Annotated in this window: 24 protein-coding genes; all 24 read right to left on the minus strand. The window is 65.2% G+C overall.

Annotation, left to right across the window (positions count from 1 at the left end):
* Window positions 1-12 precede the first annotated feature (12 nt).
* The 24 genes from CIT40_RS27805 to motA all read right to left on the minus strand — a co-directional run bounded on the left by CIT40_RS27805 (window position 13) and on the right by motA (window position 20,467).
* Window positions 13-594, minus strand: coding sequence for a transglycosylase SLT domain-containing protein (locus tag CIT40_RS27805; protein ID WP_094893638.1), 582 nt, complete (start codon window positions 592-594; stop codon window positions 13-15).
* On the minus strand, window positions 545-1,867 hold the full coding sequence (gene fliK, locus CIT40_RS27810) for a flagellar hook-length control protein FliK (RefSeq protein ID WP_094893636.1): 1,323 nt from the start codon (window positions 1,865-1,867) through the stop codon (window positions 545-547). The genes CIT40_RS27805 and fliK overlap by 50 nt, the downstream gene beginning before the upstream one ends.
* The gene (locus CIT40_RS27815) at window positions 1,864-3,042 is read right to left on the minus strand and encodes a chemotaxis protein (protein WP_094893634.1); all 1,179 of its coding nucleotides are present in this window, start codon (window positions 3,040-3,042) and stop codon (window positions 1,864-1,866) included. Before CIT40_RS27815 ends, fliK begins: the two co-directional genes overlap by 4 nt.
* A complete protein-coding gene (locus CIT40_RS27820; RefSeq protein ID WP_094893632.1) occupies window positions 3,039-4,364 on the minus strand; it encodes a MotB family protein in 1,326 nt (441 codons plus the stop codon). The genes CIT40_RS27815 and CIT40_RS27820 overlap by 4 nt, the downstream gene beginning before the upstream one ends.
* 6 nt (window positions 4,365-4,370) lie before the next feature.
* Window positions 4,371-5,057, minus strand: coding sequence for a hypothetical protein (locus CIT40_RS27825; protein WP_094893630.1), 687 nt, complete (start codon window positions 5,055-5,057; stop codon window positions 4,371-4,373).
* Window positions 5,054-6,679 carry a flagellar basal-body MS-ring/collar protein FliF gene (gene fliF, locus CIT40_RS27830; protein ID WP_162307711.1) on the minus strand — a complete coding sequence of 542 codons (1,626 nt, stop codon included), beginning with the start codon at window positions 6,677-6,679 and terminating at the stop codon, window positions 5,054-5,056. The genes CIT40_RS27825 and fliF overlap by 4 nt, the downstream gene beginning before the upstream one ends.
* 303 nt (window positions 6,680-6,982) lie before the next feature.
* The gene (locus tag CIT40_RS27835) at window positions 6,983-7,894 is read right to left on the minus strand and encodes a flagellin N-terminal helical domain-containing protein (protein WP_094893627.1); all 912 of its coding nucleotides are present in this window, start codon (window positions 7,892-7,894) and stop codon (window positions 6,983-6,985) included.
* A 264-nt stretch (window positions 7,895-8,158) separates the two neighbouring features.
* Window positions 8,159-9,064 (minus strand): flagellin N-terminal helical domain-containing protein, encoded by a 906-nt coding sequence (locus tag CIT40_RS27840; protein ID WP_094893625.1) that lies wholly within the window; start codon window positions 9,062-9,064, stop codon window positions 8,159-8,161.
* A gap of 240 nt (window positions 9,065-9,304) precedes the next feature.
* Complete coding sequence (gene fliP / locus CIT40_RS27845; protein WP_094893624.1) at window positions 9,305-10,045, minus strand: flagellar type III secretion system pore protein FliP; 741 nt, start codon at window positions 10,043-10,045, stop codon at window positions 9,305-9,307.
* The gene (locus tag CIT40_RS27850) at window positions 10,042-10,485 is read right to left on the minus strand and encodes a flagellar basal body-associated FliL family protein (RefSeq protein ID WP_162307712.1); all 444 of its coding nucleotides are present in this window, start codon (window positions 10,483-10,485) and stop codon (window positions 10,042-10,044) included. The genes fliP and CIT40_RS27850 overlap by 4 nt, the downstream gene beginning before the upstream one ends.
* 42 nt (window positions 10,486-10,527) lie before the next feature.
* Window positions 10,528-11,235, minus strand: a complete 708-nt coding sequence (gene flgH / locus CIT40_RS27855; protein ID WP_094893621.1) for a flagellar basal body L-ring protein FlgH — start codon at window positions 11,233-11,235, stop codon at window positions 10,528-10,530.
* A complete protein-coding gene (locus tag CIT40_RS27860; protein ID WP_162307713.1) occupies window positions 11,236-12,015 on the minus strand; it encodes a MotE family protein in 780 nt (259 codons plus the stop codon).
* Between the two features lie 67 nt (window positions 12,016-12,082).
* Window positions 12,083-13,213, minus strand: coding sequence for a flagellar basal body P-ring protein FlgI (gene flgI / locus CIT40_RS27865; protein ID WP_094893617.1), 1,131 nt, complete (start codon window positions 13,211-13,213; stop codon window positions 12,083-12,085).
* Window positions 13,210-13,686 carry a flagellar basal body P-ring formation chaperone FlgA gene (gene flgA / locus CIT40_RS27870; protein WP_094893614.1) on the minus strand — a complete coding sequence of 159 codons (477 nt, stop codon included), beginning with the start codon at window positions 13,684-13,686 and terminating at the stop codon, window positions 13,210-13,212. The genes flgI and flgA overlap by 4 nt, the downstream gene beginning before the upstream one ends.
* Before the next feature lie 13 nt (window positions 13,687-13,699).
* Window positions 13,700-14,488 carry a flagellar basal-body rod protein FlgG gene (gene flgG, locus CIT40_RS27875; RefSeq protein ID WP_094893612.1) on the minus strand — a complete coding sequence of 263 codons (789 nt, stop codon included), beginning with the start codon at window positions 14,486-14,488 and terminating at the stop codon, window positions 13,700-13,702.
* 18 nt (window positions 14,489-14,506) lie between these two features.
* Window positions 14,507-14,836, minus strand: coding sequence for a flagellar hook-basal body complex protein FliE (fliE, locus tag CIT40_RS27880; protein ID WP_094893609.1), 330 nt, complete (start codon window positions 14,834-14,836; stop codon window positions 14,507-14,509).
* Window positions 14,837-14,838: 2 nt separating this feature from the next.
* The gene (gene flgC, locus CIT40_RS27885) at window positions 14,839-15,255 is read right to left on the minus strand and encodes a flagellar basal body rod protein FlgC (RefSeq protein ID WP_094893607.1); all 417 of its coding nucleotides are present in this window, start codon (window positions 15,253-15,255) and stop codon (window positions 14,839-14,841) included.
* A gap of 11 nt (window positions 15,256-15,266) precedes the next feature.
* Window positions 15,267-15,668: a flagellar basal body rod protein FlgB gene (gene flgB, locus CIT40_RS27890; protein ID WP_094893604.1), complete on the minus strand. Its 402-nt coding sequence runs from the start codon at window positions 15,666-15,668 to the stop codon at window positions 15,267-15,269.
* A gap of 64 nt (window positions 15,669-15,732) precedes the next feature.
* Window positions 15,733-16,818, minus strand: coding sequence for a flagellar biosynthesis protein FlhB (gene flhB / locus CIT40_RS27895; protein WP_094893601.1), 1,086 nt, complete (start codon window positions 16,816-16,818; stop codon window positions 15,733-15,735).
* A gap of 13 nt (window positions 16,819-16,831) precedes the next feature.
* Entirely contained in the window at window positions 16,832-17,872 is a 1,041-nt protein-coding gene (locus CIT40_RS27900; RefSeq protein WP_094893600.1) for a flagellar motor switch protein FliG, read from the minus strand.
* A 2-nt stretch (window positions 17,873-17,874) separates the two neighbouring features.
* Window positions 17,875-18,264, minus strand: a complete 390-nt coding sequence (gene fliN, locus CIT40_RS27905; protein ID WP_094893598.1) for a flagellar motor switch protein FliN — start codon at window positions 18,262-18,264, stop codon at window positions 17,875-17,877.
* A 76-nt stretch (window positions 18,265-18,340) separates the two neighbouring features.
* The gene (locus tag CIT40_RS27910) at window positions 18,341-18,652 is read right to left on the minus strand and encodes a hypothetical protein (protein WP_094893597.1); all 312 of its coding nucleotides are present in this window, start codon (window positions 18,650-18,652) and stop codon (window positions 18,341-18,343) included.
* Entirely contained in the window at window positions 18,633-19,574 is a 942-nt protein-coding gene (locus CIT40_RS27915) for a flagellar motor switch protein FliM (RefSeq protein WP_094893595.1), read from the minus strand. Before CIT40_RS27915 ends, CIT40_RS27910 begins: the two co-directional genes overlap by 20 nt.
* On the minus strand, window positions 19,571-20,467 hold the full coding sequence (gene motA / locus CIT40_RS27920) for a flagellar motor stator protein MotA (protein WP_094893594.1): 897 nt from the start codon (window positions 20,465-20,467) through the stop codon (window positions 19,571-19,573). The genes CIT40_RS27915 and motA overlap by 4 nt, the downstream gene beginning before the upstream one ends.
* Window positions 20,468-20,487 lie beyond the last annotated feature (20 nt).

Here is a 20,487-nt window from a genome sequence, read left to right on the forward strand (position 1 = left end):
AACTTCAAATCGTCATGTCGCTTTCGGCTGACAGAACGAGCGCGCCTTGTCGGTCCAGGCGCCGAAGCCGCTCGACACGAGGTGAGCCACGATGTGACAGACATAGCGCTTCTGCGCCGGCTGGTTGTTGGGGCCGGCATTGTAGCGGGCCACCGCCATGGTCCAGCTGCCCTCGCGCTGCTTCAGCTCTTTCAGGAAGCGCGCGGCATATTCGACGTTCTTGGCGGGATCGAACATAGCGCGTACGGAGTCGAACTTGTCGCCGTGATAGTAATGGTTGATCTGCATGCAGCCGAGATCGATCAGCTTGATGCCCTTGCCGCGCATGGCCTGGAAATTTGCGATCGCATCATCCATGTCCCTGGCGAACACGGTCTGGCCGTCGGCGCCGAGGGCGTAAGGATGCAGCGCGCCGCGACGCCCGGTCTCGGTGAGACCGACTGCATAGAGAATGCCGAGCGGAATCCCGTGCTGCTGGGCCGCGCGCGCCATCTCGCGCTCGCAGGGACGCGCGCCGTCGGCGGCCGCGTCCGCGGCACCCGCGTTACAGATAAACAGGGCCGCGACGAAGATGCGGCGCCACGTCCTGGTCATGACGCGTCTCCTGGCTGGGCTGGCGCTCCTGGCGGGCCTGCTTCGCGCCGCCGTCGGATTGTCCCGACGACGTGCCTGCGCCGCCGAACGTGCCTTGTGACTGCGACGAGGGCTGTTGCTGGCCCGAGAGCTGCGGCTGCGACTGGCCGGAGCCGCTCTGAAATCCGTCCAGCGAGCCGTGTTGCACGGGCGCGACGTCGGCGACATAGCCCGCCGACTGCATGAGATCGCGGATCTGGTCGCGCTGCTGATCCAGCATCTGGCTGGTGTCCTTGCGCGCGGCCGCGAGGTGGACGGACACTTCCGTGCCGACGAGACGAAGGCGCACGGTGACGTTGCCGAGCGCGGGCGGCTCGAGATTGATGGTCAGGATCTTGAGCGGCTGATCGGGCGCATTGGTCTGGGATGCCGACAGATCGGGCGCAGCTGACGCCGCCGGGCCTGCGGAGTCCTTCAGTTCGGCGACGACCGCATTGGCGACCTGTTGCGGGGCGTTGAACTGCGCCGGAGGCAGATGCGTCTCCTGCCGGACCACGGTGATCTTGGTGGTCTCGGGCAATGCGTCACGCGTCGACGCCTTGGCGGCGCGTTCGACATTGGCCGTGACGGCCTCGAAGCCCGATGTCGCGGGCATGGCTTTGGCGGAGGCATCGCTGCCTGGCTGTGCGGCCGAGGCTTGCGAGGCCCCGCCTTGCGCACGCGCGCCGCCCGGAACGGCAGCGGATGACGCGGAATCCGCCGTCGTTGGCTTCGCCGTGCCGGTGGCCGGAACTTCGCGCCTCGCGCCGGATGAGCGCTCCTCACGCGCGTCTTTCTTGTCACCCAATTGCGACTGCATTGGCGGCTTTGCAGCCGATGCAGCAATGAGATCCTGTCCCACGATCGCGGCAACGTTCGGGCGGTTGGAGACGTCAGGCTGGGGGTCAAGGCCGACCGGACGTTGCGTATCCGAGGATTTGTCCGTCGCCAGGTCGCCAGGCTTGAGCCCGTCGATCGCCTCGCCAAGATCGTCCGTCTCGTCCTTCGACTTGTCCTTGTTCGCCGGGTGGGCAAGCCGCGTGCGCGGCGTTCCGGCCTTCGCGGTCGTGTCGCTGCCCTCATCGTTCAGTGCCTGCTTGGCCAGGCTCGAAACGGTGTGGAGCAGATCGTTGAACGACGAGCCGCCCTGCGATTTGGCCCCGGCGCTCTTCGCCGACCGCGACGTCCCGCGGATGTTGAGGCTCTCGGCGAGACCCGAGAAAATTTGTCCGGAGGTTCCACTGAGCTTGGTCATGGACGGCGGTCCCTGGTCAGGAGTTCGAGTTCGCCGAGTTGCTTGTGCGCGCGCGCGAGCGTCACGGTCGATGACGCCAGATCGAGACGCGCCGGCGTTGCCGGAGGCTTGTCGGCAGCAGTGGCGGATCCGCCCGGAAGCGGCTTGCGAACATCGAGCGCGAGCTGCACCGTGGCATTCAGAAGGGGGACGTCCCGCTCGGGCAGCTTCGACCGGTCGAGGGCCTTCAGCTCGGCAAGACCGCCGTCGTATTCGTCGGTGAGCGCCCGCGCGACGCCACGGAAGAAATGCGCCCGCTCGCGATCCGCGGAGGCGTCGGCGCTGAGCGTCAGCGCCCGCTCGCCGGCAAGCCGCGTCACGGCCAGCTGTCCGCGCAGCATCGCCGCGCGCGCGATCACGAGATAGAGCTTGAGGCGGCCCGCGCGCTCGATCTGCTCGAGCAGGGCAGCGATCCGCGCGAAGCGACGCTCGTCGAGCGCGAGACTCGATTGCGCCAGGCCCGTGGAGAAGCGCTGCCAGAAATCGCCGGCATAGATCGAGTTGCGGTAGTGGCGGATATAGGCCAGCGTCAGGAACTCGAACTTGTCGAAATCCTCCGCCTGCCCCACCAGCAGGATCTCGCGCCGCAAGGCCGCCTCCTCCACCAGCGTGCCGGGCAGGAGCAGGCGGGCGTCGTCGAGACGTTCGATCGCGAGCGATGCCTCGGCACGCGCGAACAACGCACCCTGGACCAGCGCGACCTGTCCGCCGAGGCCGGAGGACAGCGTCCGCGGCTTGACGTCCTTGAGCAGCTCCCGCGCTTCCTCTTGACGACCCTCGACATAGGCGAGCGCACCGTTGAACAACCGCTCGTCGATGTTCATCTTGTCGCGCGGCAGCTTGCGGACGATTTGCGGCGCGCCGCCGCTGAGCAGGTAGATGACTGCAGCCTGGCTGTTTTGCGCGTTGCTCCACACGCCCGGATCGGCGGCGAGAAATCTCTCCCCGATCTGCCGGATCAGCGTGATGTGGCTGCCATGCGCGGCGGTGTCACCGTTGGCGATGCCGTCCTGTACCGCCTGCAACCCGCGGACGAGCTCATAGGGCTCGCCCGACTGGCGCGCGGGCTCCGCAAGCGCGTTCGCTGCCGCGAACGGCAGGAGCAAGAATGCGACGCAGAGGAGTGGCCTGATCAAGGGCGCTTCTCGCGGATCAGGATCTCGATCCGGCGGTTCTGCGCGGCCGCCGGATCGTTCGGGAGCTTCGGCCGGCGGTCGGCATAGCCTTCGACGTGCTCGATTCGCAATGCGTCGACGCCGGAGCGAACCAGCATGTAATAGGCCATCTGCGCACGCGCGGTCGACAGCCGCCAATTGTCATAAGTCTCCGAACGATACGGCCGATTGTCGGTATGACCGCGGACGATGATCATGCCCTGGCGCTTCGTCAGCAGCGGCCCGATCTTGTCGATCACGCGGATCAGCTCGGGCCGCGGCTCGGCCGAGCCGACCGCGAACATGCCGAAGCTCGCATCGTCGGTCAGGCTGATCAGGAGGCCCTCCTCGACCTGACGCACCTCGGCCGCCGGCCCGGCGCCCGCCTTGATGTCGGACAGCGCCTCCGCGACGGCGGCTTGAAGCTGCTTGACGGTCGGCTGCTGGGTTTGCGCCGCATCGCGCGGCTCGGACTCCTTCGCCGTATCGTTGGGACGCGCCTGCGCGGCGGCGTTAGCTTGAACGTTGGCTTGAACATTGGCTTGGGCGCTGCCCTCGCGCGGGGCTTGCGCCGGTGCGGCCCCCGGCGGCAGCAGCGGCGACAGGTTTGCCGACGACGCATCCGCGTTCGGCGCCAGGCTTCCGCCGGCATCGTCGGCCTTGGCACGACGCGGCTGCGGCTCGCCCTGGTTTGTGCCCGACGCGCCGTCGCGCGCGGAGGCATTCGGCCTGGATTCGCTCTCGATCATGCGATCGGCATCCTTGGACGCTTGCGGCGCGAGCTTCCAATAGCCGGGGTCGAAGGGATCGCGGTAGGCGTCGCCGCCCTTGAAGCCATCCTCTTCTGCGGATGTCAGCGCGCCGGCGCGGCGCTGTCCCGAGGACTGGTTCGCACTGTTCGCGATCTCGGCGAGCGTCGCATAGGGATCGCGGAACAGGACCTTCTCCTCATACGAGGCCGGCTTCTCGGCCGTCGGCGAGTCACCGCGTCGTTCTTCGTTCGAGCCAGCCGGCTGACGCTTGCCGTCCTGACCTTCGAACGACGTCTGCTCCTTCTTGGAGAGATTCTTCAGGCCCTTCGGCGCGGGGGCATTTTCCGCAAGCTGGATCGGATTGAAATAGCTCGCGACGACCTGCTTCTGATCCTGGTTGAGCGCGTTGAGCAGCCACATGACCAGGAAGAACGCCATCATCGCGGTCATGAAATCCGCATAGGCGATCTTCCATACGCCGCCGTGATGCGCCTCCTCGGCGAAGGCACTGCGCCGGCGGACGATCACGAGCTCCTGCTTGACCTCTTCCATGGCGGGTTACCGGCGCGCTTCCTTCAGGCGTTCGCTCCAGGCCGTGATCTGCGTCTCGATCACGGTCTGGTCGGCCACGACGCGAACCTCCAGGGTATCGGCCGCCTCGTACGCGATACCGGTTCGCCTCGACGCCTCGAGCTGCGTCTTTACGAGGTCGAGCAACTCGCTCGGTCCGGTGACCTTGAACACCGGCACCGGCGAATTGCCGGTCAGCGCCGCAACCTGCTCCACCAGCGATCCGATCGCCTTGTCACGGACCGCCTCGGTGAGGAACGGCAGCAATATCCGCGCCACGGAGCTTGCGATGTTGGTCTCGATCTCGCGGCAAGCGGTCTCGAAGCCGCCGACGATCGCGATCGCCTGCTGATCGGACCATTTGGCGCGCTCCTCGCCGAGCCGGATCGCGCTGCGGACGCGTTCCTCGGCGAGCCTGGCGTCGCCGTCCGCGACGCCGGCCGCATGGCCGCGACGGTAGGCATCGTCCAGGAGATTGGCCGGCGGGGCTTCCGCCTTCGGTGCCGGAGACGACGGCAGCGGTTGCGAATGGGCTTGAGGCTGCGGCGGGGGCTCGCGCATGCCCTCCTTCGACCTCGTCAGCACGTCCTGGATCCTGGGCGGCGGAGCCGGCGGTGATTTGGCCCGGCCGTTCGCGTCGAACTGCGTCAGGAATTTTCCGATTGCCGCGTTCATGCCGCCTCCTCGCGTCGCATCCAGTCTTTAAGGATCGCTGCGGCCTGCGCCTGGTCGAGCCGAACGATCTGCTCCAGTCGCTTCTGCGGCGTTCGCTGCATCTTGCCTTCGAGGTCTTCGACGAGATTGAGCTCGGCCTCCTCGCTGTCCGGCAGCGCAAGGGCGGCGGCGGCTTCGAGCTCGGCGACCTCGGCAGCCTCCGCCTGTTCCTGCTGCGCGCGATGGGTCAGAATGCCGTTGACCGCGGGCCGCAATCCGAACCAGACCAGCATCGAGGCGACGGCCAGGATCGTCACCGCGTTGATGACGCTGCCGAGCTGCTTGTTGACCATCTCGACGAAGCTGATCGGGGGCACCGGCGCCAGTTCGCGCGAGCCCTCGATGAAGTCGACGGCCGTCACCTGGATCTGGTCGCCGCGCGTCTTGTCCAGTCCGCCGGCCGTCGCCGCCAGCTGGCTGATTTCGGCGAGCTTGCTGTCGACGATGGCCTGGTTGGTCTTGTCGCCGAGCTCGGCGACCAGCCGCGCACGATTGACCAGCACGGCGATGAAGAGCTTCTTCACAGAGTAGCCGTCGCTCACCGTCGTCGTGGTCTTGGACGAGACCTCGAAATTGGTGACGTCCTCGCGGCGGGTCTTGTCCTCGCTGGAGTTCTTGCCGCTGCCGGCGTTGACCTGCTGATCAGGAAGATTCTGCTGCACCGTGGTCGGCGTCGAACGGTCGGCGTTCTGCGACGACTCCTTCTCGCGTACGTTCCGCACCGAACGCTCGGCGCGGCTCTCCGGATCGTAGACAGTCTCGTTGACCTGCCGCTTGTCGGTGGAGAGCTGCGGCGAGACGCTGACCTCGAAATTGTCGAGGCCCAGATACGGCGTCAGCGCTTTGCGGATGTTCTCCTGCACCATGCCGCCGACGGTCTTCTGGAGGCTCGCCATCCTGGTCGGAGCGGCGCTCGCCTCGTCCTCTTCGGCGAGCAGCATCGAGCCGTCGGCATCCAGCACCGTCACCTTGTCGCGGCTCATGCCGGGAATGGCGGCGGCGACGAGATGGCGGATCGACTGCGCGGTACGGGCCTCGATCGCGCCATCTGTGCGCAGCACGACCGATGCGGAAGGCGGCTGCTGCGTCGCGCGGAACGAGCCGCGCACCGGCAGCACGATATGCACCCGCGCCGCCTTGACGCCCTTCATCAATTGTACCGTGCGCGCGATCTCGCCTTCCAGCGCCCGGAGCTTGGTGACCTCCTGCATGAACGAGGTCAGCCCGAGCGAGCCGATCTTGTCGAACAGCTCGTAGCCGGAATTGGCGCTGGTCGGCAGCCCCTTCTCGGCCAGCAGCATCCGCGCCTGCATGGTCTGGCTCGGGCGCACCGAGAGCGCGTCGCCGGCCGTATTGACGTCGAAGGTGATGTTCTGCTCGCGCAGCGCCGCGCCCATCCGCGTCACGTCCTCGCGGGTAAGGCCGGTATAGAGCGTCTCGAATTCAGGCCGGCTCAGATAGTACGCGCCGCCGACGACGGTCACGAGAACGGCAAAGCCGATCAGGCCCAGGGCCATCAGGCGTCGCGGCCCAAGCTCCAGCAGATTGTTGAGCAGTTGCTGTACCTGCGCACGACTGAGCATATGACCTCGTACCGATGCGAACGTACCGGACACTCCGCTGCCAACCTTGTCTGAAGGTTGCGCGAGGACACAAATGTGTCAGTTCGCAGGCGAGGCGTTGTAATTTTGCAGAAAATCCGGGCGACGCAATCGGGTCGGCGCATGACACGTCGGGACGCACGACCGTGCGATCGGCTGCGGGCGTGTCACATGAAATTCAACGTTTGGGAATCGATTGCGGGCACCTCATGTGCCGCTAGCTCCGCCGGTCACGGCGGGGACCGTGCTCCCTCAGGGGGGCACGGTCGTTTTCGAAAGCGCCGCTTAGCCGCGGAACAGCGACAGGATGCTCTGGCTGTTCTGGTTGGCGATCGAGAGCGCCTGAACGCCGAGCTGCTGCTGGGTCTGCAGCGCCTGCAGCCGGGTCGATTCCGCGTTCATGTCGGCGTCGACGAGCTGGCCGATACCGCGATCCACCGAGTCCATCAGCGACTTCACGAACTCCGTGTTGTTCGAGATGCGGTTCTTGATGGCGCCGAGATTGGCGGCGGACTGGCTGACCGTGTTGATCGCTGCGGTGACCTGCGCGATGTAGCCGTCGATGATGGTCTGATGGGCCGTCGAGTCGGTCAGCGCACCGATGTTGAGGCTGTCGACCGAGGCGCTGCCGCTCACCGTGTCGAGGATGCCGCCCGTGGTCGCGGTGTAGAGCGAGTAGTTGGCCACGGTCACCGTGATGGTGCTGATCGTCGGCGTGGCGCCGACGCGCGAGAACGACGACACCAGGTTGACGGTGGCCGGGGTGGAGGCGTTGGTGCTCAGCCAGTTGACGCCGTTGAAGGTCGCCGCGTTGGCGACGTTCTTCATGTCCTGCTGGATCTGGGTGATTTCAGCCTGGATCTTGGTGCGGTCGATACCGGCGGTCTTGGCTTCGACCAGCAGCGCCTGGAGCTTCGTCAGGCCGGAGTTCTGGTCGCCGATGACCTTGTTAAGGGCGGTGTACTCGGTGTCGACGGTCGCGGCCGACAGACCGAGCGAGTCGGAGACGGCGGAGAGCGCGGCGTTGTCGGCGCGCATCGAGGTCGCGATCGACCAATAGGCCGAGTTGTCCGAAGCGGTCGAGACGCGCTGGCCGGTGGAGATCCGGTTTTCGGTCGTCTGCAGGCTGGCGCTGACATTCCGGAGGGTCTGGAGCGCAGTCATTGCAGCGGAGTTGGTAAGCAGGCTGGAAGCCATCTTTGATGTCCCTTTGAAAGCAGATTGGATGGGGACATACCGGACTTGCACCGGTACGACCGGGCGGCGTCATGCCTTTGGGCTGCGGAAATGCGCGTGGGCCCAACCTGTCGTAGCGGCGAGGATAGCCAGCGAAGCTTGTGCGGGGCTTGTGGCGCTGTGACCTCGCTGCAACGGGGCCGCCGAAATCACGGTGCGCGCGTCAGGCAAACGAAAGGGCCGCGCTTCGCGAGAAGCGCGGCCCTCCCGATGTCGTCTGCAGGCTTAGCGGAACAGCGACAGGATGCTCTGGCTGTTGTTGTTGGCGATCGAGAGCGCCTGAACACCGAGTTGCTGCTGGACCTGGAGGGCCGCCAGGCGGGTGGATTCCTGGTTCATGTCGGCGTCGACGAGCTGGCCGATACCGCGATCCACCGAGTCCATCAGCGACTTCACGAACTCCGAGTTGTTCGAGATGCGGTTCTTGATGGCGCCGAGGTTGGCGGCACCCGAAGACACCGAGCCGATCGCTGCGGTGACCTTCGCGATGTAACCATCGAGAATGGTCTGGTCGGCCGTCGAGTCGGTCAGCGCACCGATGTTGAGGCTGTCGACCGACGCGCTGCCGGCCACCGTGTCGAGGATACCGCCCGTGCTGGAAGTGTAGAGCGAGTAGTTGGCGACGGTCACGGTGATCGAGCTGGTGGTCGGCGTGGAGCCGACGCGCGAGAACGACGACACCAGGTTGACGGTCGTCGGCGTGGAAGCGTTGGTGCTCAGCCAGTTGACGCCGTTGAAGGTCGCCGCGTTGGCGACGTTCTTCATGTCCTGCTGAATCTGGGTGATTTCCGACTGGATCTTGGTGCGATCGATACCGGCAGTCTTGGCTTCGACCAGCAGCGACTGGAGCTTGGTCAGGCCGGAGTTGCTGTCGCCGAGGACCTTGTTCAGAGCGGTGTACTCGGTGTCGACGGTCGCGGCCGACAGACCGAGCGAGTCGGAGACGGCGGAGAGCGCGGCGTTGTCGGCGCGCATCGAAGTGGCGATCGACCAGTAGGCGGCGTTGTCGGCGGCCGTGGCCACGCGCTGGCCGGTGGAGATCCGGCTCTGCGTGGTGGAGAGTTGCGAGCTGACAGACCGCAAGGTCTGGAGCGCGGTCATGGCGGACGAGTTCGTGAGCAGGCTTGACATTGCGAATGTCCCTTTATGTACGCGTTACATTTTCATCAGGGGACATACCGGACTTGCACCGGTACGGAGGGGCGGCATCATGCCTTTGGACTGATAGGGGTGGGGTCCAACCCGCCGTGCCGCATTGCTAACACGCCGAATCTTGCCTCCGGATTAAAATCGGCTTGAATTCCATAGCAATATCATATGGTTAATATTACTTTCTGCTAACCATAAGGGATTGCCCGACGGTCGCCGCCGCTACGAGAACGAGCGCACCAGTCCGGAGGCGAGCAGATTCCAGCCGTCGATCAGCACGAAGAACAGCATCTTGAACGGCAGCGCGAGGATCGTCGGCGGCATCATCATCATGCCCATCGACATCGTCAGCGTCGCCACGATCATGTCGATCACGAGGAACGGCAGGATGATGAGAAATCCGATCTCGAACGAACGCCTCAGCTCGGAGATCATGAATGCCGGGATGATGACGCGCAAATCGACGCGCTTGTCGTCGAACTTCTTGCGAAAGCTCTCCGCGGCAAGCGACTCGAAGGTCTGCAGATCCTTGTCGCGGACATGGGCCAGCATGAACTCGCGGAACGGATCGGTGATCTTCAGATAGGCCTGCTCTTCCGAGATCTCGTTCTTCATCAGCGGCTGGACGCCGGTCTCCCAGGCGCGATCGAAAGTCGGCGCCATGACGTAGAAGGTCATGAACAAAGCGAGGCTGATCAGCACCAGATTGGCCGGCGTGGTCTGCAGACCGAGACCGGCGCGCAGGAACGACAGCGCCACCGCAAATCGCGTGAAGCTCGTCACCATGATGAGCAGCCCCGGCGCCACCGAGAGCACCGTGATCAGCGCCATCAGCTGGATGATCCGGCCGCTGGTCGAGCCGTTTCCGGGCGGCAGCAGCGAGTTCAGGTCCGGAATCTGGGCGAGCGCCACTTCGGGCAGCACGACCAGAGCCAACGCGAGCAGCAGGGTCTTCACTCTCACTGAATCACCAGGGTCTCAATGATCAATTCGCGCACCTTGCCCGACGAGCGGATATTGGCGCGCTCGGTCAGGTCGTCGCGCAGATGCTGAAGCCCGCGCGCCCCTTCGAACTGCGTCACGGTCGCCGACCGCAGATAGGTGACGATGTCCTCGCTGATGTGGGCGGCGAGGATTCCGGCATCCTCGTCGCTCATGCTCTCGGTCACCATCGAGGCTTCGACGCGGGCCCAGTTGTTGGCCGGCGCGGCCAGATTGGTCACGATCGGAGACAGCTTCCTGAGCCGCGCGCTGCCGGCGTAGCTCGAGGCAAGCGGCGGCGGCGTGGCGGTTTTCTTCGCGTCGGCGACGCGCTCGGCCGCCGCGAACAGATGCAGCCCGGCCAGCGCGCCCGCACCGATCGCGACGAGGGTCAGGACCACGATGGCCGCAATCAGGCGCATCACGTCCCCTGCCCCCGCGGCGCCGCCAGGCCGGCGCGGACTTCAGAATGGTGCCACGGCGTCATAGATCCGATGTCCCCATCCAGGCTGTTGCACGTCGGAAAGATTTCCGCGACCGCCATAGGACACGCGGGCCTCGGCGATCTTCTCGTAGGAAATCGTGTTGGTGCGCGAGATATCGCGCGGCCGCACGATGCCGCCGACATTGAGCACGCGCATCTCCGTGTTGACGCGAAATTCCTGCGAGCCGCTGATCATGATATTGCCGTTCGGCAACACGTCGGTGACGATGGCCGCGATCGACAGCTTGATATCCTCGGTGCGATCGATCTGGCCGTTGCCCTTGATCTGGGTGTTGGTGCTGAGGTTGGCGTTCGCCGATCCCTTGTCGTTCCATCCAGCGACGTCCATCAGCCAGTCGAGTCCGAACTTGATCTGCGAATCGCGCGAGCGGCCGGTCTTGTTGTCGAGCTTGGCCTTGTCCTGCATCGAGATGATCACCGTCACGACGTCGCCGGTACGCCGGGCGCGGGGATCGCGATAGAGATCGGTGCCGTCGTCCCAGGTCGAGCGATAGCTGACAGGCGTGCGCATGCGCGGCGTCACCGGGATCGGATCGGCCTGGGTCCTGAGGCCGCTGCCGACCGGCGACATTTGCGGGCCGGTCAGGACCTCGGACGGATCCTGGAAGCATCCGGCCAGGAGCACTGACGCCAGCACGAGCGAGAGGATGAGGAGCGGCTTCTTCATCTATTTGGTCTTTCCGTCATCCACGCGACGCATCCCGCCAAGCAGGTCGGCGAGGTGCGCCGCGCGCGCCGTATCCATCTCGTTGAAGATCGCGCTCGAGTTCCTCGGACTGAGCTTGGCGAGGACGGCGGCGGCGGTCTCGTCGGCCATGCCGGCAATCTGGGTCGCCGCAGCTTCGGGCTTCATGCGCGAATAGATCTCGACGACGCTGGCCTCGGCCTTCTTCAGGAAGTCGTCGCGCAGCGCCATCCACTGTTCGTATTCGGCGCGCTTGGCTTCGACCTCGGCAATCCGCTCGCGGAGCAGGCTCTCGGCCTTTTCCAGCTCCTTGAGCTGCCAGGCCAGCCTCGCGTCGACGGCGGGATCGGCGACGTTGCTGCAGAACAGGGCGACTTCGTTGTCCGCGGCGACCGCGGCCTGCGGCGGCGCAGGTTTCGGCGGCGCCGTGACGCTGCCGGGCTTGGCCGGACGCGCCGGAGCAGATGCAGGTGGTGGTGCAGCTGCAGCCGCTGGCGCTTCGGAAGCGGGCACCGCGCCGGTGGTCGCAGGTCCCTGGTCTTCGGCCGCCCATGCCGTCGTCCGGATCGAGGCATTGTCGCTCGGTATCGCCGTGACCGGCTGCGGCTTCTGCGGGCCGGAGGCACGGGCGCGCGCGAAGGAGAGCAGGTTGAGCGGCTTCGACGGCCTGGCCTCGTCCAGGGCCAGCACGGGCGACGCGACCGCGAGCACTGAGACCGCGACCAGCAGGAGGAGTTTGGCTTTGTGATCCAGCTTCAGCATCGGGCCGCGTGCGATTCTCGGTCGAGACCCGAGCATTGAGCGAGCAAGCTTGCACGACGCTTGCGCATCATTGCACGATGACATCGGCCTGGAGCGCACCAGCCGTCTTGATCGCCTGCAGGATCGCGATGATGCCCGACGGCTTCAGGCCGATCTGGTTCAGCCCGCGCACCAGGCGCTGCAGATCGACCCCGCTGAGGATTGCCACCTGCGATCCCGCCTCGTTGGCCTCGACCACGGTCTGCGGGACCACCACGGTCTGCCCGCGCGAGAACGGCGCCGGCTGCGACACCACGGGCATCTCCGTGACACGGACCGACAGATTGCCGTGGGTCACGGCGACGGTCGATATCCGCACGTCGCGCCCGATCACCACGGTGCCGGTACGCTCGTTGATCACCACCCGTGCCGGCGTATCCGGCTCGACCGTCAGCTCGCCGATCTCGGCAAGGAAGCGGACAGGGCCGATGTGGCGCGGCTTCGACAGCACGATGGTGCGATAGTCGCGCTCGAAGGCAATTTGCGCGCGGTAACGTCCGCCGGCGAAGCGGTTGATGGCGTCCAGGATGCGCGTTGCGGTGACGAAGTCGGGGTTCTTCAGCTGCAGCACCAGGAACTCCATCTCGTGGAGACTTCCCTGCACCTCGCGCTCGATCAGCGCACCGTTCGGGATGCGCCCGGCCGTCGGCGTGCCCTGGCTGACGTTCTGCGCCTGGCCTCCGACGCTGTAACCGGCGACCGTGATCGCTCCTTGCGCCACCGCATAGACGGCGCCGTCCGCCGCGCGCAGCGACGTCATGACCAGCGTACCGCCGAGCAGCGAGGTCGCATCGCCGAGCGACGACACCGTCACGTCCATGCGCTCGCCGGGCCCGATCGACGGCGTCAGGTCCGCAGTCACCATCACGGCCGCGACGTTGCGCGTGCGCAGCGTCGTCGGACGCGGGGGATTGTTGGTGCTCGTGGTCTCGTTCCTGACGTTGATGCCCATGTTCTCGAGCATCGATTGCAGGGACTGCTCCGTGAACGGAGCGTTGCGCAGCGTGTCGCCGGTCCCGTTCAGGCCGATGACGAGGCCGTAGCCGACGATCTGGTTTTCGCGCAGACCCTTGATGTCCGCGATGTCCTTGATGCGGACGGCGGCATGGGCGCAGGCGGCCGAAAGCAGCAGGACGAGCGCAAGCAGGATCCTGGTCATGACCCGTCCATGACCTTCACGGTGCCGTCGGGCTGGACCACGCCCCTGATGATCACCCCGGTATCCGTGTTGCGCACCGGGATGAGCGCGCCGGCCGCACCCGATTGCATCGCCGAGCCGTAAGTGACGATGGACAGGCCGCTGTCTTCCACCACGACCTTGACCATGGCGCCGCGGGCGACGGTCCAGGGGTCCTCCACCGCGTTGGTCGGAATGGGCTGGCCGGGAAACAGCGCGCGCCGCGCCATGCGGCCGACCAGGACCTGACGTCCTTCGATGAACATGGCGACGCCGAGTACGTTCGACGCGAAGGCGCGCTCCGCTATCATGTCGTCGCGGATCAGCTCGCCGGCGCGGATCGATACCGCCGGCACGGGAAGCCGCTTCTCCTCGGCCACGGCAAGGCGCACCGAAGCCAGAACCAGCAGCACGGCGGCCAACCCGCGCACGATCAGGCCCACCCTGTTCAACATCGCGACACCGGAACTAGCGCATGCCCTTCGATACCGTCTGGGCCATTTCGTCCGAGGCCTGGATGACCTTGGCATTCATTTCGTAGGCGCGCTGCGCCGAGATCAACTCGGTGATTTCCTTGACCGGGTCGACGTTCGAGGCTTCGAGCCATTTCTGGTTGATCTTGCCGTATCCGGAATCGCCCGGAAGGCCGACCACCGGCGTGCCCGACGCAATGGTCTCGCGATAGAGATTGCCGCCCAGCGGCTCGAGGCCTGCTTCGTTGGCGAAGTTGGCGAGGTTGAGCTGGCCGATCTGACGCGGGTTCACCTCGGTATCCAGCTTGGCGAATACCTGCCCGGTCTGGTTGACCGTGACCTCGACGGTTCCCTGCGGGATCGTGATGGCGGGATCCAGCAGGTAGCCGTCCGTGGTGACGAGCTGGGCGTTGGCGTTGGGTGTGAACGAACCCGCGCGGGTGTATTGCACCTCGTTGTTCGGGCCGAGCACCTGAAACCAGCCGCGGCCGTTGATCGCCATATCGTAGGGGTTGCCGGTCTGCGTCAGCGCGCCCTGGATGTGGAGCTTGCGGATCGCCGCCGACTTGACGCCGAGACCGAGATTGGCGCCTTCCGGGATCGGCGAGGAGCCGTTGACGTTGGCAACGCCCTGCATGCGGTCCATCTGATAGAACAGATCGGTGAACTCGGCGCGCGCACGCTTGTACGACGTCGAGTTGATGTTGGCGATGTTGTTCGCGATGACTTCGATATTGGTCTGCTGGGCGTTCATGCCCGTGGCCGCAATGGCGAGCGATTTCACTTATCCCACTCCTTCAGATCAAATCGACATCCGAACGACTTCCTGGTAGGCCTGCACGACCTTGTCGCGAACCGCGACCGCCGTCTGCAGGGCCTGCTCGGCCGACATCAGCGCCTCCACGACCTTGCGGGTCGATTCCTTGCCCTGCATCGCCGAGATCGACGCCGCCTCGCCCGTCTTCAGCGTCCCGATTGCGTCGGTCGTCACCTGCTTCATCACCGATTCGAAGCCGACATCGTCGGTGGACTGAATGGCGGTCGGCGCCGTCGGCGCGATCGCCTGCGCCTCGGTCGCGCGGCTCGCTGCCTGCCCTGCGGAGACCGCCGTGGATGAAATCGCTTCAAGCATTGTCAGCTCCTCAAGAGATCGATGGTCATGCCGAGCATCGACCTCACCTGTTTCACGACCTGGAGATTGGCCTCGTAGGACCGGTTGACTTCCCGCATGTCGGCCATCTCGATCATCATGTTGACGTTCGGCATCTTGACGTAGCCGGCCTTGTCGGCGGCGGGATGCCCCGGTTCGTATTCGACACGAAACGGCGTGGTGTCGACCCCGATCTCCTTGACCTTCGCCAGCTGCGAGCCCGAAGCACGGTCCATCTCGGCATCGAAAGTGATGGTCTTGCGCTGATAGGGATCGGCGCCCGCTGTGCGCCCCGTCGAAGTCGCGTTCGCGAGATTTTCCGAGACGATGCGCATACGCGTCGACTGCGCTTCGAGCCCGGAGCTCGCGACCGTCAATGACGCCTGCAGTGAATCCAGCATGTCAGTTCACCTCAGGCTTTCGCACTGGACAGGAGCATGCGGTGGAACGACCGCACGATCGCCGAGTTCATCGAATAATCGCGGCTGACGTCGCTGCCCTTGATCATTTCCTGCTCGAGGCTGACCGAGTTGCCGGAATGAACCACTTCCCAGCTGTCCTTCTTCGCGGTCGCCCGCGTGTCGGTCTCGGCCGCGGCCAGCTGCATGTGCGACGGCGACGTCGTGGCAAGCCTCACTGGCATGCCGTCGAGCACCTTGTTGAAGGGCTCGACGTCGCGCGCCCTGAAGCCTGGCGTGTTGGCATTGGCGACGTTGGCGGCAATGGTCGACTGGCGGAGCTCGAGGTACCGCGCCTGCGACGATGCGAGTTCGAAGAGATAAAGCGGTCCCACGACAGCCCCGTTCTGGTCCATTCGGGTGCAGCCTAGGGCGTTAAGCTTTCGTCAAGCTGTTGGGCAGGACGTCGTCCTCGGAAATCTACTGGACCTTCTCGGTCCGGGGCGCCTGCTTCGACTGCAGAAAGTAGATGATCTCGGCCACGGGCCGGAAGAACTCCGCCGGAATCACCTGATCGACCTGGACCGCCTCGTAGAGTGCGCGCGCCAGCGCTCTGTTCTCGATCACGGGAATCCGGTTCTGCTCGGCGACCTCGCGGATCTTCAGCGCGATCACGTCCATGCCCTTGGCGACAACAAGAGGCGCAGGGTTTTCATCGCGGTTGTAGCGCAGTGCGATCGCAAAATGCGTCGGGTTCGCGATCACCAGCGTCGCGCGCGATGCGGACGCGATCATCCGCTGCCGCGAGCGGTCGCGCGCCAGCGAGCGCAGGCGCGCCTTGATCAGCGGATCGCCTTCCGCCTGCTTGTGCTCGTCCTTGATCTCCTGCTTGGTCATGCGCAGACCGCGCCGCCAGTGGAAGCGCGCCCAGGCGAGATCAATCGCCACCAGGACGATGGTCGCGATGCAGATCGCCGAGACGATCCGCATCGCGATGTTGAGAATCATCTCCGGCAGCGCAACCGGATCGGTGTACATTGCCTCGAACGCCTTCGCCTCCGACGAGCGCAGCACGAAGGCGACCACGGAAGTCACCGCGGCCAGCTTGAACAGCGACTTGGCGAACTCGACCAGCCCCTGCGATCCGAACAGCCGGCTCCAGCCACTGATCGGTGAGATTCGCGACAGGTCGGGCTTGATGCGCTCCAGCACCAGGCGCGGGGCGTTCTGCAGCAGCGAGGCGGCGAGCCCGAACACGCCGAGGGTGACGACCAGCGGCACCAGGAAGCGCAACGCCTCGAGGCTGACCACCGTGAGCAGGTTCTGCGCGTCTGCCCCGGTGGAGAGCGGGAAGCCGTTGGGATCGTCCAGCAGGTTCTTCAAGGTCGGCGTCAATTGCTGCACGCCCTGGCCGATCAGGAAAGCCTGAATGACCATCAAGGCGGCCATCGAGGCAAAAATGGAGGCCTCCCGAGAGACCGGGATCTTGCCCTGTTCGAGCGCATCACGGACTTTCTTCTCGGTCGGCTCTTCTGTCTTGCTCTCCTGATCGGATGATTCTGCCATGCCCGTTCAGCGGTCAGCGGAAGACCAGCTCATCCTCCTGGTCGGGGTTGAGCTCGATTTCGCCCTTCTCCGCGAGGTCGAGCGCGAGGTCGGTGATGACGCGGCGCGCCTCCAGCACGTCGCGCTGGTTCGACGGCTCGCCGATGGCGAGCTCGTGCTCGACGACGCGGCGGACGCGCGAGGCGACCGCGGACAGGATCAGCTCGCGGAAATGCTTGTCGGTGCCCTTCAGCGCGACGACGATACGATCGGTCGGCACCTGGTCGAAGATCATGGTGCGCGCCTTCGGCGCCAGGTTGATGACGTCGTCGAAGGTGAACAGCAGCTCCTTCAGCACTTCGGCCGATTTCGGCCGTTTCTCCGACAGGCTCTTGAGCATGTCCTCGATATGTCCGCGCTCCATCTTGTTGATGATGTCGGCGACGCGGGCGTAGGTGTCGGCGCCGAGGTTGCGGGCGAAATTGAGCGTCAGATCCTCATGCAGCGTCTTCTCGAGAACCTTCATCGCATCGTCGACGATCGGCTTGAGGCTGAGCACGCGCCGCATCAATTCGTTGCGCAGGCTCGAGGGCAGCTGGCTCATGACCTTGGCGGCGCAGGCCGGCTTGACCTTGGACAGGATCAGCGCGGCGGTCTGCGGATGCTCCTTGGACAGGTAGGTCGCCAGCGAATTTTCCGACACCGACGAGACGCGATCCCAGACCGATCGGCTCGAATTGCCGAGCAGGTCCGACATGATCGCCGTGACCTGATCGGCAGGAAGCACGTCGCCGAGCACAGCCTCCAGGCCACCGAGGGTACCGAGAATGTTGGCGCCCATCGAGAACTGCTGGGCGAACTCCTCGACGATGGATTCGAGTTCCTGCGCCGTGATCGGTCGCAGTTCGGCCGCCGCCTTGGTAACGATGCGAATGTCCTGCGGCTCGAATTGCGCGAGCACGCTCGCGGCCGCCTGCCGGCCCATGGCCAGCAGAAGCGCCGCGACTTTTTCCGTGCCGCCCAGCGTGGCAACGCCTCGCTGCTTGACGGGAGCGATGCCGACCTGTGCCGCCATGGTCAGCTGTCACCCTGCCCCAGCGGCCCGACGATCTCGGTCAGCGAGACGCCAAACCGGGAATTGTCCTCTTCGACGACGACCACTTCGCCGCGGGCGACGATGCGGCCGTTGACGACGACGTCGACGGGCTCGCCGACCCGGTGGTCGAGCGGAACCACCGCGCCGCGCCCGAGCTTCATCAGGTTCGCCACCGGAATGGTCGCCGATCCCAGCACCACCTGCATGGTGACCGGAATGCGCAGGATGGCATCGACATTGGCGAACTTGCCGGCCTCCTCCGCCGTGCGCGCGGCGATCTCCGCGAGCCGCTCCAGCGGGGTCGTGTCGGCATGCCCCTCGTCGGCGGCAGGTGCTCGCGTGGCAGAGTCATAGTCGAAGGATTGCGCCATCTGGTCTCGCCTCTTGGTAGTTCCGCTCCCGGAGCGCCCTCGCGTTCCGCACGTATTGGTTCTGTCGGCTCTCGCTTCAGTGCTTGTTCACCTCGGCGCCGCCTGCAGTCGCGGGCGCAAGCCCGTTCCTCGCATCGAGCGCCGCGATCGCCTCGTGGGCCTGATCGATCTTGGTGCTCAGCACGTTGGCGAGGCGCCCGAGATTGGCGGTGGAATCTTGCGCCGCGGTGATGACCGTGTCGAAGGCGCCCGCCGTCTCGTGGACGATGGTGGAGAATTCGCCCTGGTAGCTGCGCAGCCGCGCCAGCTCGCGGTGCATCCGGGTCACCCGCATGCTGGTGAAGGCGAGCGCGATCAGCAGCACGGCATCAACGAGATAGGATATCATCGACGAACTCCCGCTTCTGATCGACGGGATCGGCCACCTGCATGGCGTAATAGCCATCGAGCTGGCCGATCTGACACCAGAACAGCACCTGGTTGTTGCTTTCGAGACGGGCCAGCGTGCGTGGCGTGGCCTCCAGCTCGATCACCTGTCCGACCCTGAACTTCACGACGTCCTCGAGCGAAATCATCTTCTCGTCGAGCACCGCGCTCAGCGTCACTTCGGTACGATGAACCTCGCTCTCCATCTGCTCGCGCCAGCGCGGATCGGTCGCGCGGCCGTCGCTGACGACGACGTGGGCGAGCTTCTGCCTGAGCGGGTTGAGCGCGGAGTGCGGAATGATCAGGAACATCTGGCCGCCGCGGTAGAGCGCCTGCACCATCATGTTCGCGCAGATCGACATGTTGCTGGCGCGCCCGATCGCCAGCGAGGCCATCGCCGTCTCGACCCGCTCCACGCGGAAGGTGACGTTCGACGTGCCGGCGAAGGCGCTCTGCAGCGCCTTGGCGAACCGCTCGAACAGCGCCTGGACCAGGCGAATCTCGATGTTCGAGAAAGTACGTTCGACATCGAGCGGCGGTTCTGCCCCGTCGGATCCGAACATCGCCTCGACCATGGTAAACACGAAGTCGCGGTCCAGCACGATGATCACGCGCGAGTCCCACTGCTCGGCATAGAGCACGGCCGCAACCGCGTTGCCCTCGTAGTCCTTGATGATGTCGCCGAGCGGATCGTTGGTGATGCCGTTGACCGAGAAATAGCACGGCGTTCCCGCCATCGGTTGCAGGCTGTCGGTGCATGATGCCGCCATGCGATCGAAGATCACATTGAGCATCGGCATGCGCTCGATCGATATGCCGGCGGCGTCCAGCAGATAGTTCGGCAGCTGCTTCTTCTGATCGACCTCGACGTCGTCCATCATCATGCGCGGGCGGCCTTGGGTTCGGGCTCGGTCACGACGGCCTTGGGACCTGCGATCGTCTCGTTCTCGACGACGTCGATCGAAGGCCGCTCGGTGCTCGCGATCATCTTGCGGCCGTGCTCGACGGCGATCTGCGGCATGGCGCCATTCATGAACGCCAGCAGCGTCTGCTTGACGATGATGTAGGGCCGGCACTTCTTCTCGCGCGTCATCTTGATCTTGATCGCGAAGGGCGAAAGGACACCGTAGGACAGGAAGATGCCGGCGAAGGTGCCGACCAGGGCCGCACCGATGAAGCCGCCGAGCAGCTTCGGCGACTGGTCGAGCGCGCCCATCGCCTTGATGACGCCGAGCACTGCCGCGACGATGCCGAGCGCCGGCAGCGCCTCGGACACCGTCACCAGGGCATGATAGGGCGCCAGCTTGCTCTTCACGATGGTGTGGATCTCCTCGTCCATCAACGCCTCGATCTCGTGCGTGCGCGCGTTGCCCATGATGATGAGGCGGACATAATCGCAGATGAACTGGAGCAGCGAGGGATCTCCGAGCACGCTCGGAAACGCCTTGAAAATCTCGGAGGACGCGGGATCGTCGATATGCGCCTCGACCTCGTTGCGGCCCTTGCCCCTGAGCTCGCGCATCAGGGCGTGGAGCGCACCGAGCAGATCGAGGTAGTAGCGCTGGCCGGGCACCGCGCCGGTGACCGCCTGCATGCAGGCAACTCCGGTATCCACCACCGTCTTCCACGGATTGGCCACGATGAAGGTGCCGACCGCGGTCCCCATGATGATCACGAACTCCCACGGCTGCATGAGCACGGCCAGATGCCCGCCCATCGCGGCGAATCCGCCGAGCAACGCCGCTACCGTGATGAAAATCCCCACGAAACTGCCCAACGCGCCGCTCCATCGCCGAT

The sequence above is a fragment of the Bradyrhizobium amphicarpaeae genome (assembly GCF_002266435.3).
Taxonomy (GTDB): domain Bacteria; phylum Pseudomonadota; class Alphaproteobacteria; order Rhizobiales; family Xanthobacteraceae; genus Bradyrhizobium; species Bradyrhizobium amphicarpaeae.

Bases quoted from the DNA above. Each gene is read 5' to 3' on its own strand.
- CIT40_RS27805 (WP_094893638.1), bottom strand. From the start codon at position 594: ATGACCAGGACGTGGCGCCGCATCTTCGTCGCGGCCCTGTTTATCTGT.
- fliK (WP_094893636.1), bottom strand. From the start codon at position 1,867: ATGACCAAGCTCAGTGGAACCTCCGGACAAATTTTCTCGGGTCTCGCC.
- CIT40_RS27820 (WP_094893632.1), bottom strand. From the start codon at position 4,364: ATGGAAGAGGTCAAGCAGGAGCTCGTGATCGTCCGCCGGCGCAGTGCC.
- CIT40_RS27825 (WP_094893630.1), bottom strand. From the start codon at position 5,057: ATGAACGCGGCAATCGGAAAATTCCTGACGCAGTTCGACGCGAACGGC.
- fliF (WP_162307711.1), bottom strand. From the start codon at position 6,679: ATGCTCAGTCGTGCGCAGGTACAGCAACTGCTCAACAATCTGCTGGAG.
- CIT40_RS27835 (WP_094893627.1), bottom strand. From the start codon at position 7,894: ATGGCTTCCAGCCTGCTTACCAACTCCGCTGCAATGACTGCGCTCCAG.
- CIT40_RS27840 (WP_094893625.1), bottom strand. From the start codon at position 9,064: ATGTCAAGCCTGCTCACGAACTCGTCCGCCATGACCGCGCTCCAGACC.
- CIT40_RS27850 (WP_162307712.1), bottom strand. From the start codon at position 10,485: ATGCGCCTGATTGCGGCCATCGTGGTCCTGACCCTCGTCGCGATCGGT.
- flgH (WP_094893621.1), bottom strand. From the start codon at position 11,235: ATGAAGAAGCCGCTCCTCATCCTCTCGCTCGTGCTGGCGTCAGTGCTC.
- CIT40_RS27860 (WP_162307713.1), bottom strand. From the start codon at position 12,015: ATGCTGAAGCTGGATCACAAAGCCAAACTCCTCCTGCTGGTCGCGGTC.
- flgI (WP_094893617.1), bottom strand. From the start codon at position 13,213: ATGACCAGGATCCTGCTTGCGCTCGTCCTGCTGCTTTCGGCCGCCTGC.
- flgA (WP_094893614.1), bottom strand. From the start codon at position 13,686: ATGTTGAACAGGGTGGGCCTGATCGTGCGCGGGTTGGCCGCCGTGCTG.
- fliE (WP_094893609.1), bottom strand. From the start codon at position 14,836: ATGCTTGAAGCGATTTCATCCACGGCGGTCTCCGCAGGGCAGGCAGCG.
- flgC (WP_094893607.1), bottom strand. From the start codon at position 15,255: ATGCTGGATTCACTGCAGGCGTCATTGACGGTCGCGAGCTCCGGGCTC.
- flgB (WP_094893604.1), bottom strand. From the start codon at position 15,668: ATGGACCAGAACGGGGCTGTCGTGGGACCGCTTTATCTCTTCGAACTC.
- flhB (WP_094893601.1), bottom strand. From the start codon at position 16,818: ATGGCAGAATCATCCGATCAGGAGAGCAAGACAGAAGAGCCGACCGAG.
- CIT40_RS27900 (WP_094893600.1), bottom strand. From the start codon at position 17,872: ATGGCGGCACAGGTCGGCATCGCTCCCGTCAAGCAGCGAGGCGTTGCC.
- fliN (WP_094893598.1), bottom strand. From the start codon at position 18,264: ATGGCGCAATCCTTCGACTATGACTCTGCCACGCGAGCACCTGCCGCC.
- CIT40_RS27910 (WP_094893597.1), bottom strand. From the start codon at position 18,652: ATGATATCCTATCTCGTTGATGCCGTGCTGCTGATCGCGCTCGCCTTC.
- CIT40_RS27915 (WP_094893595.1), bottom strand. From the start codon at position 19,574: ATGATGATGGACGACGTCGAGGTCGATCAGAAGAAGCAGCTGCCGAAC.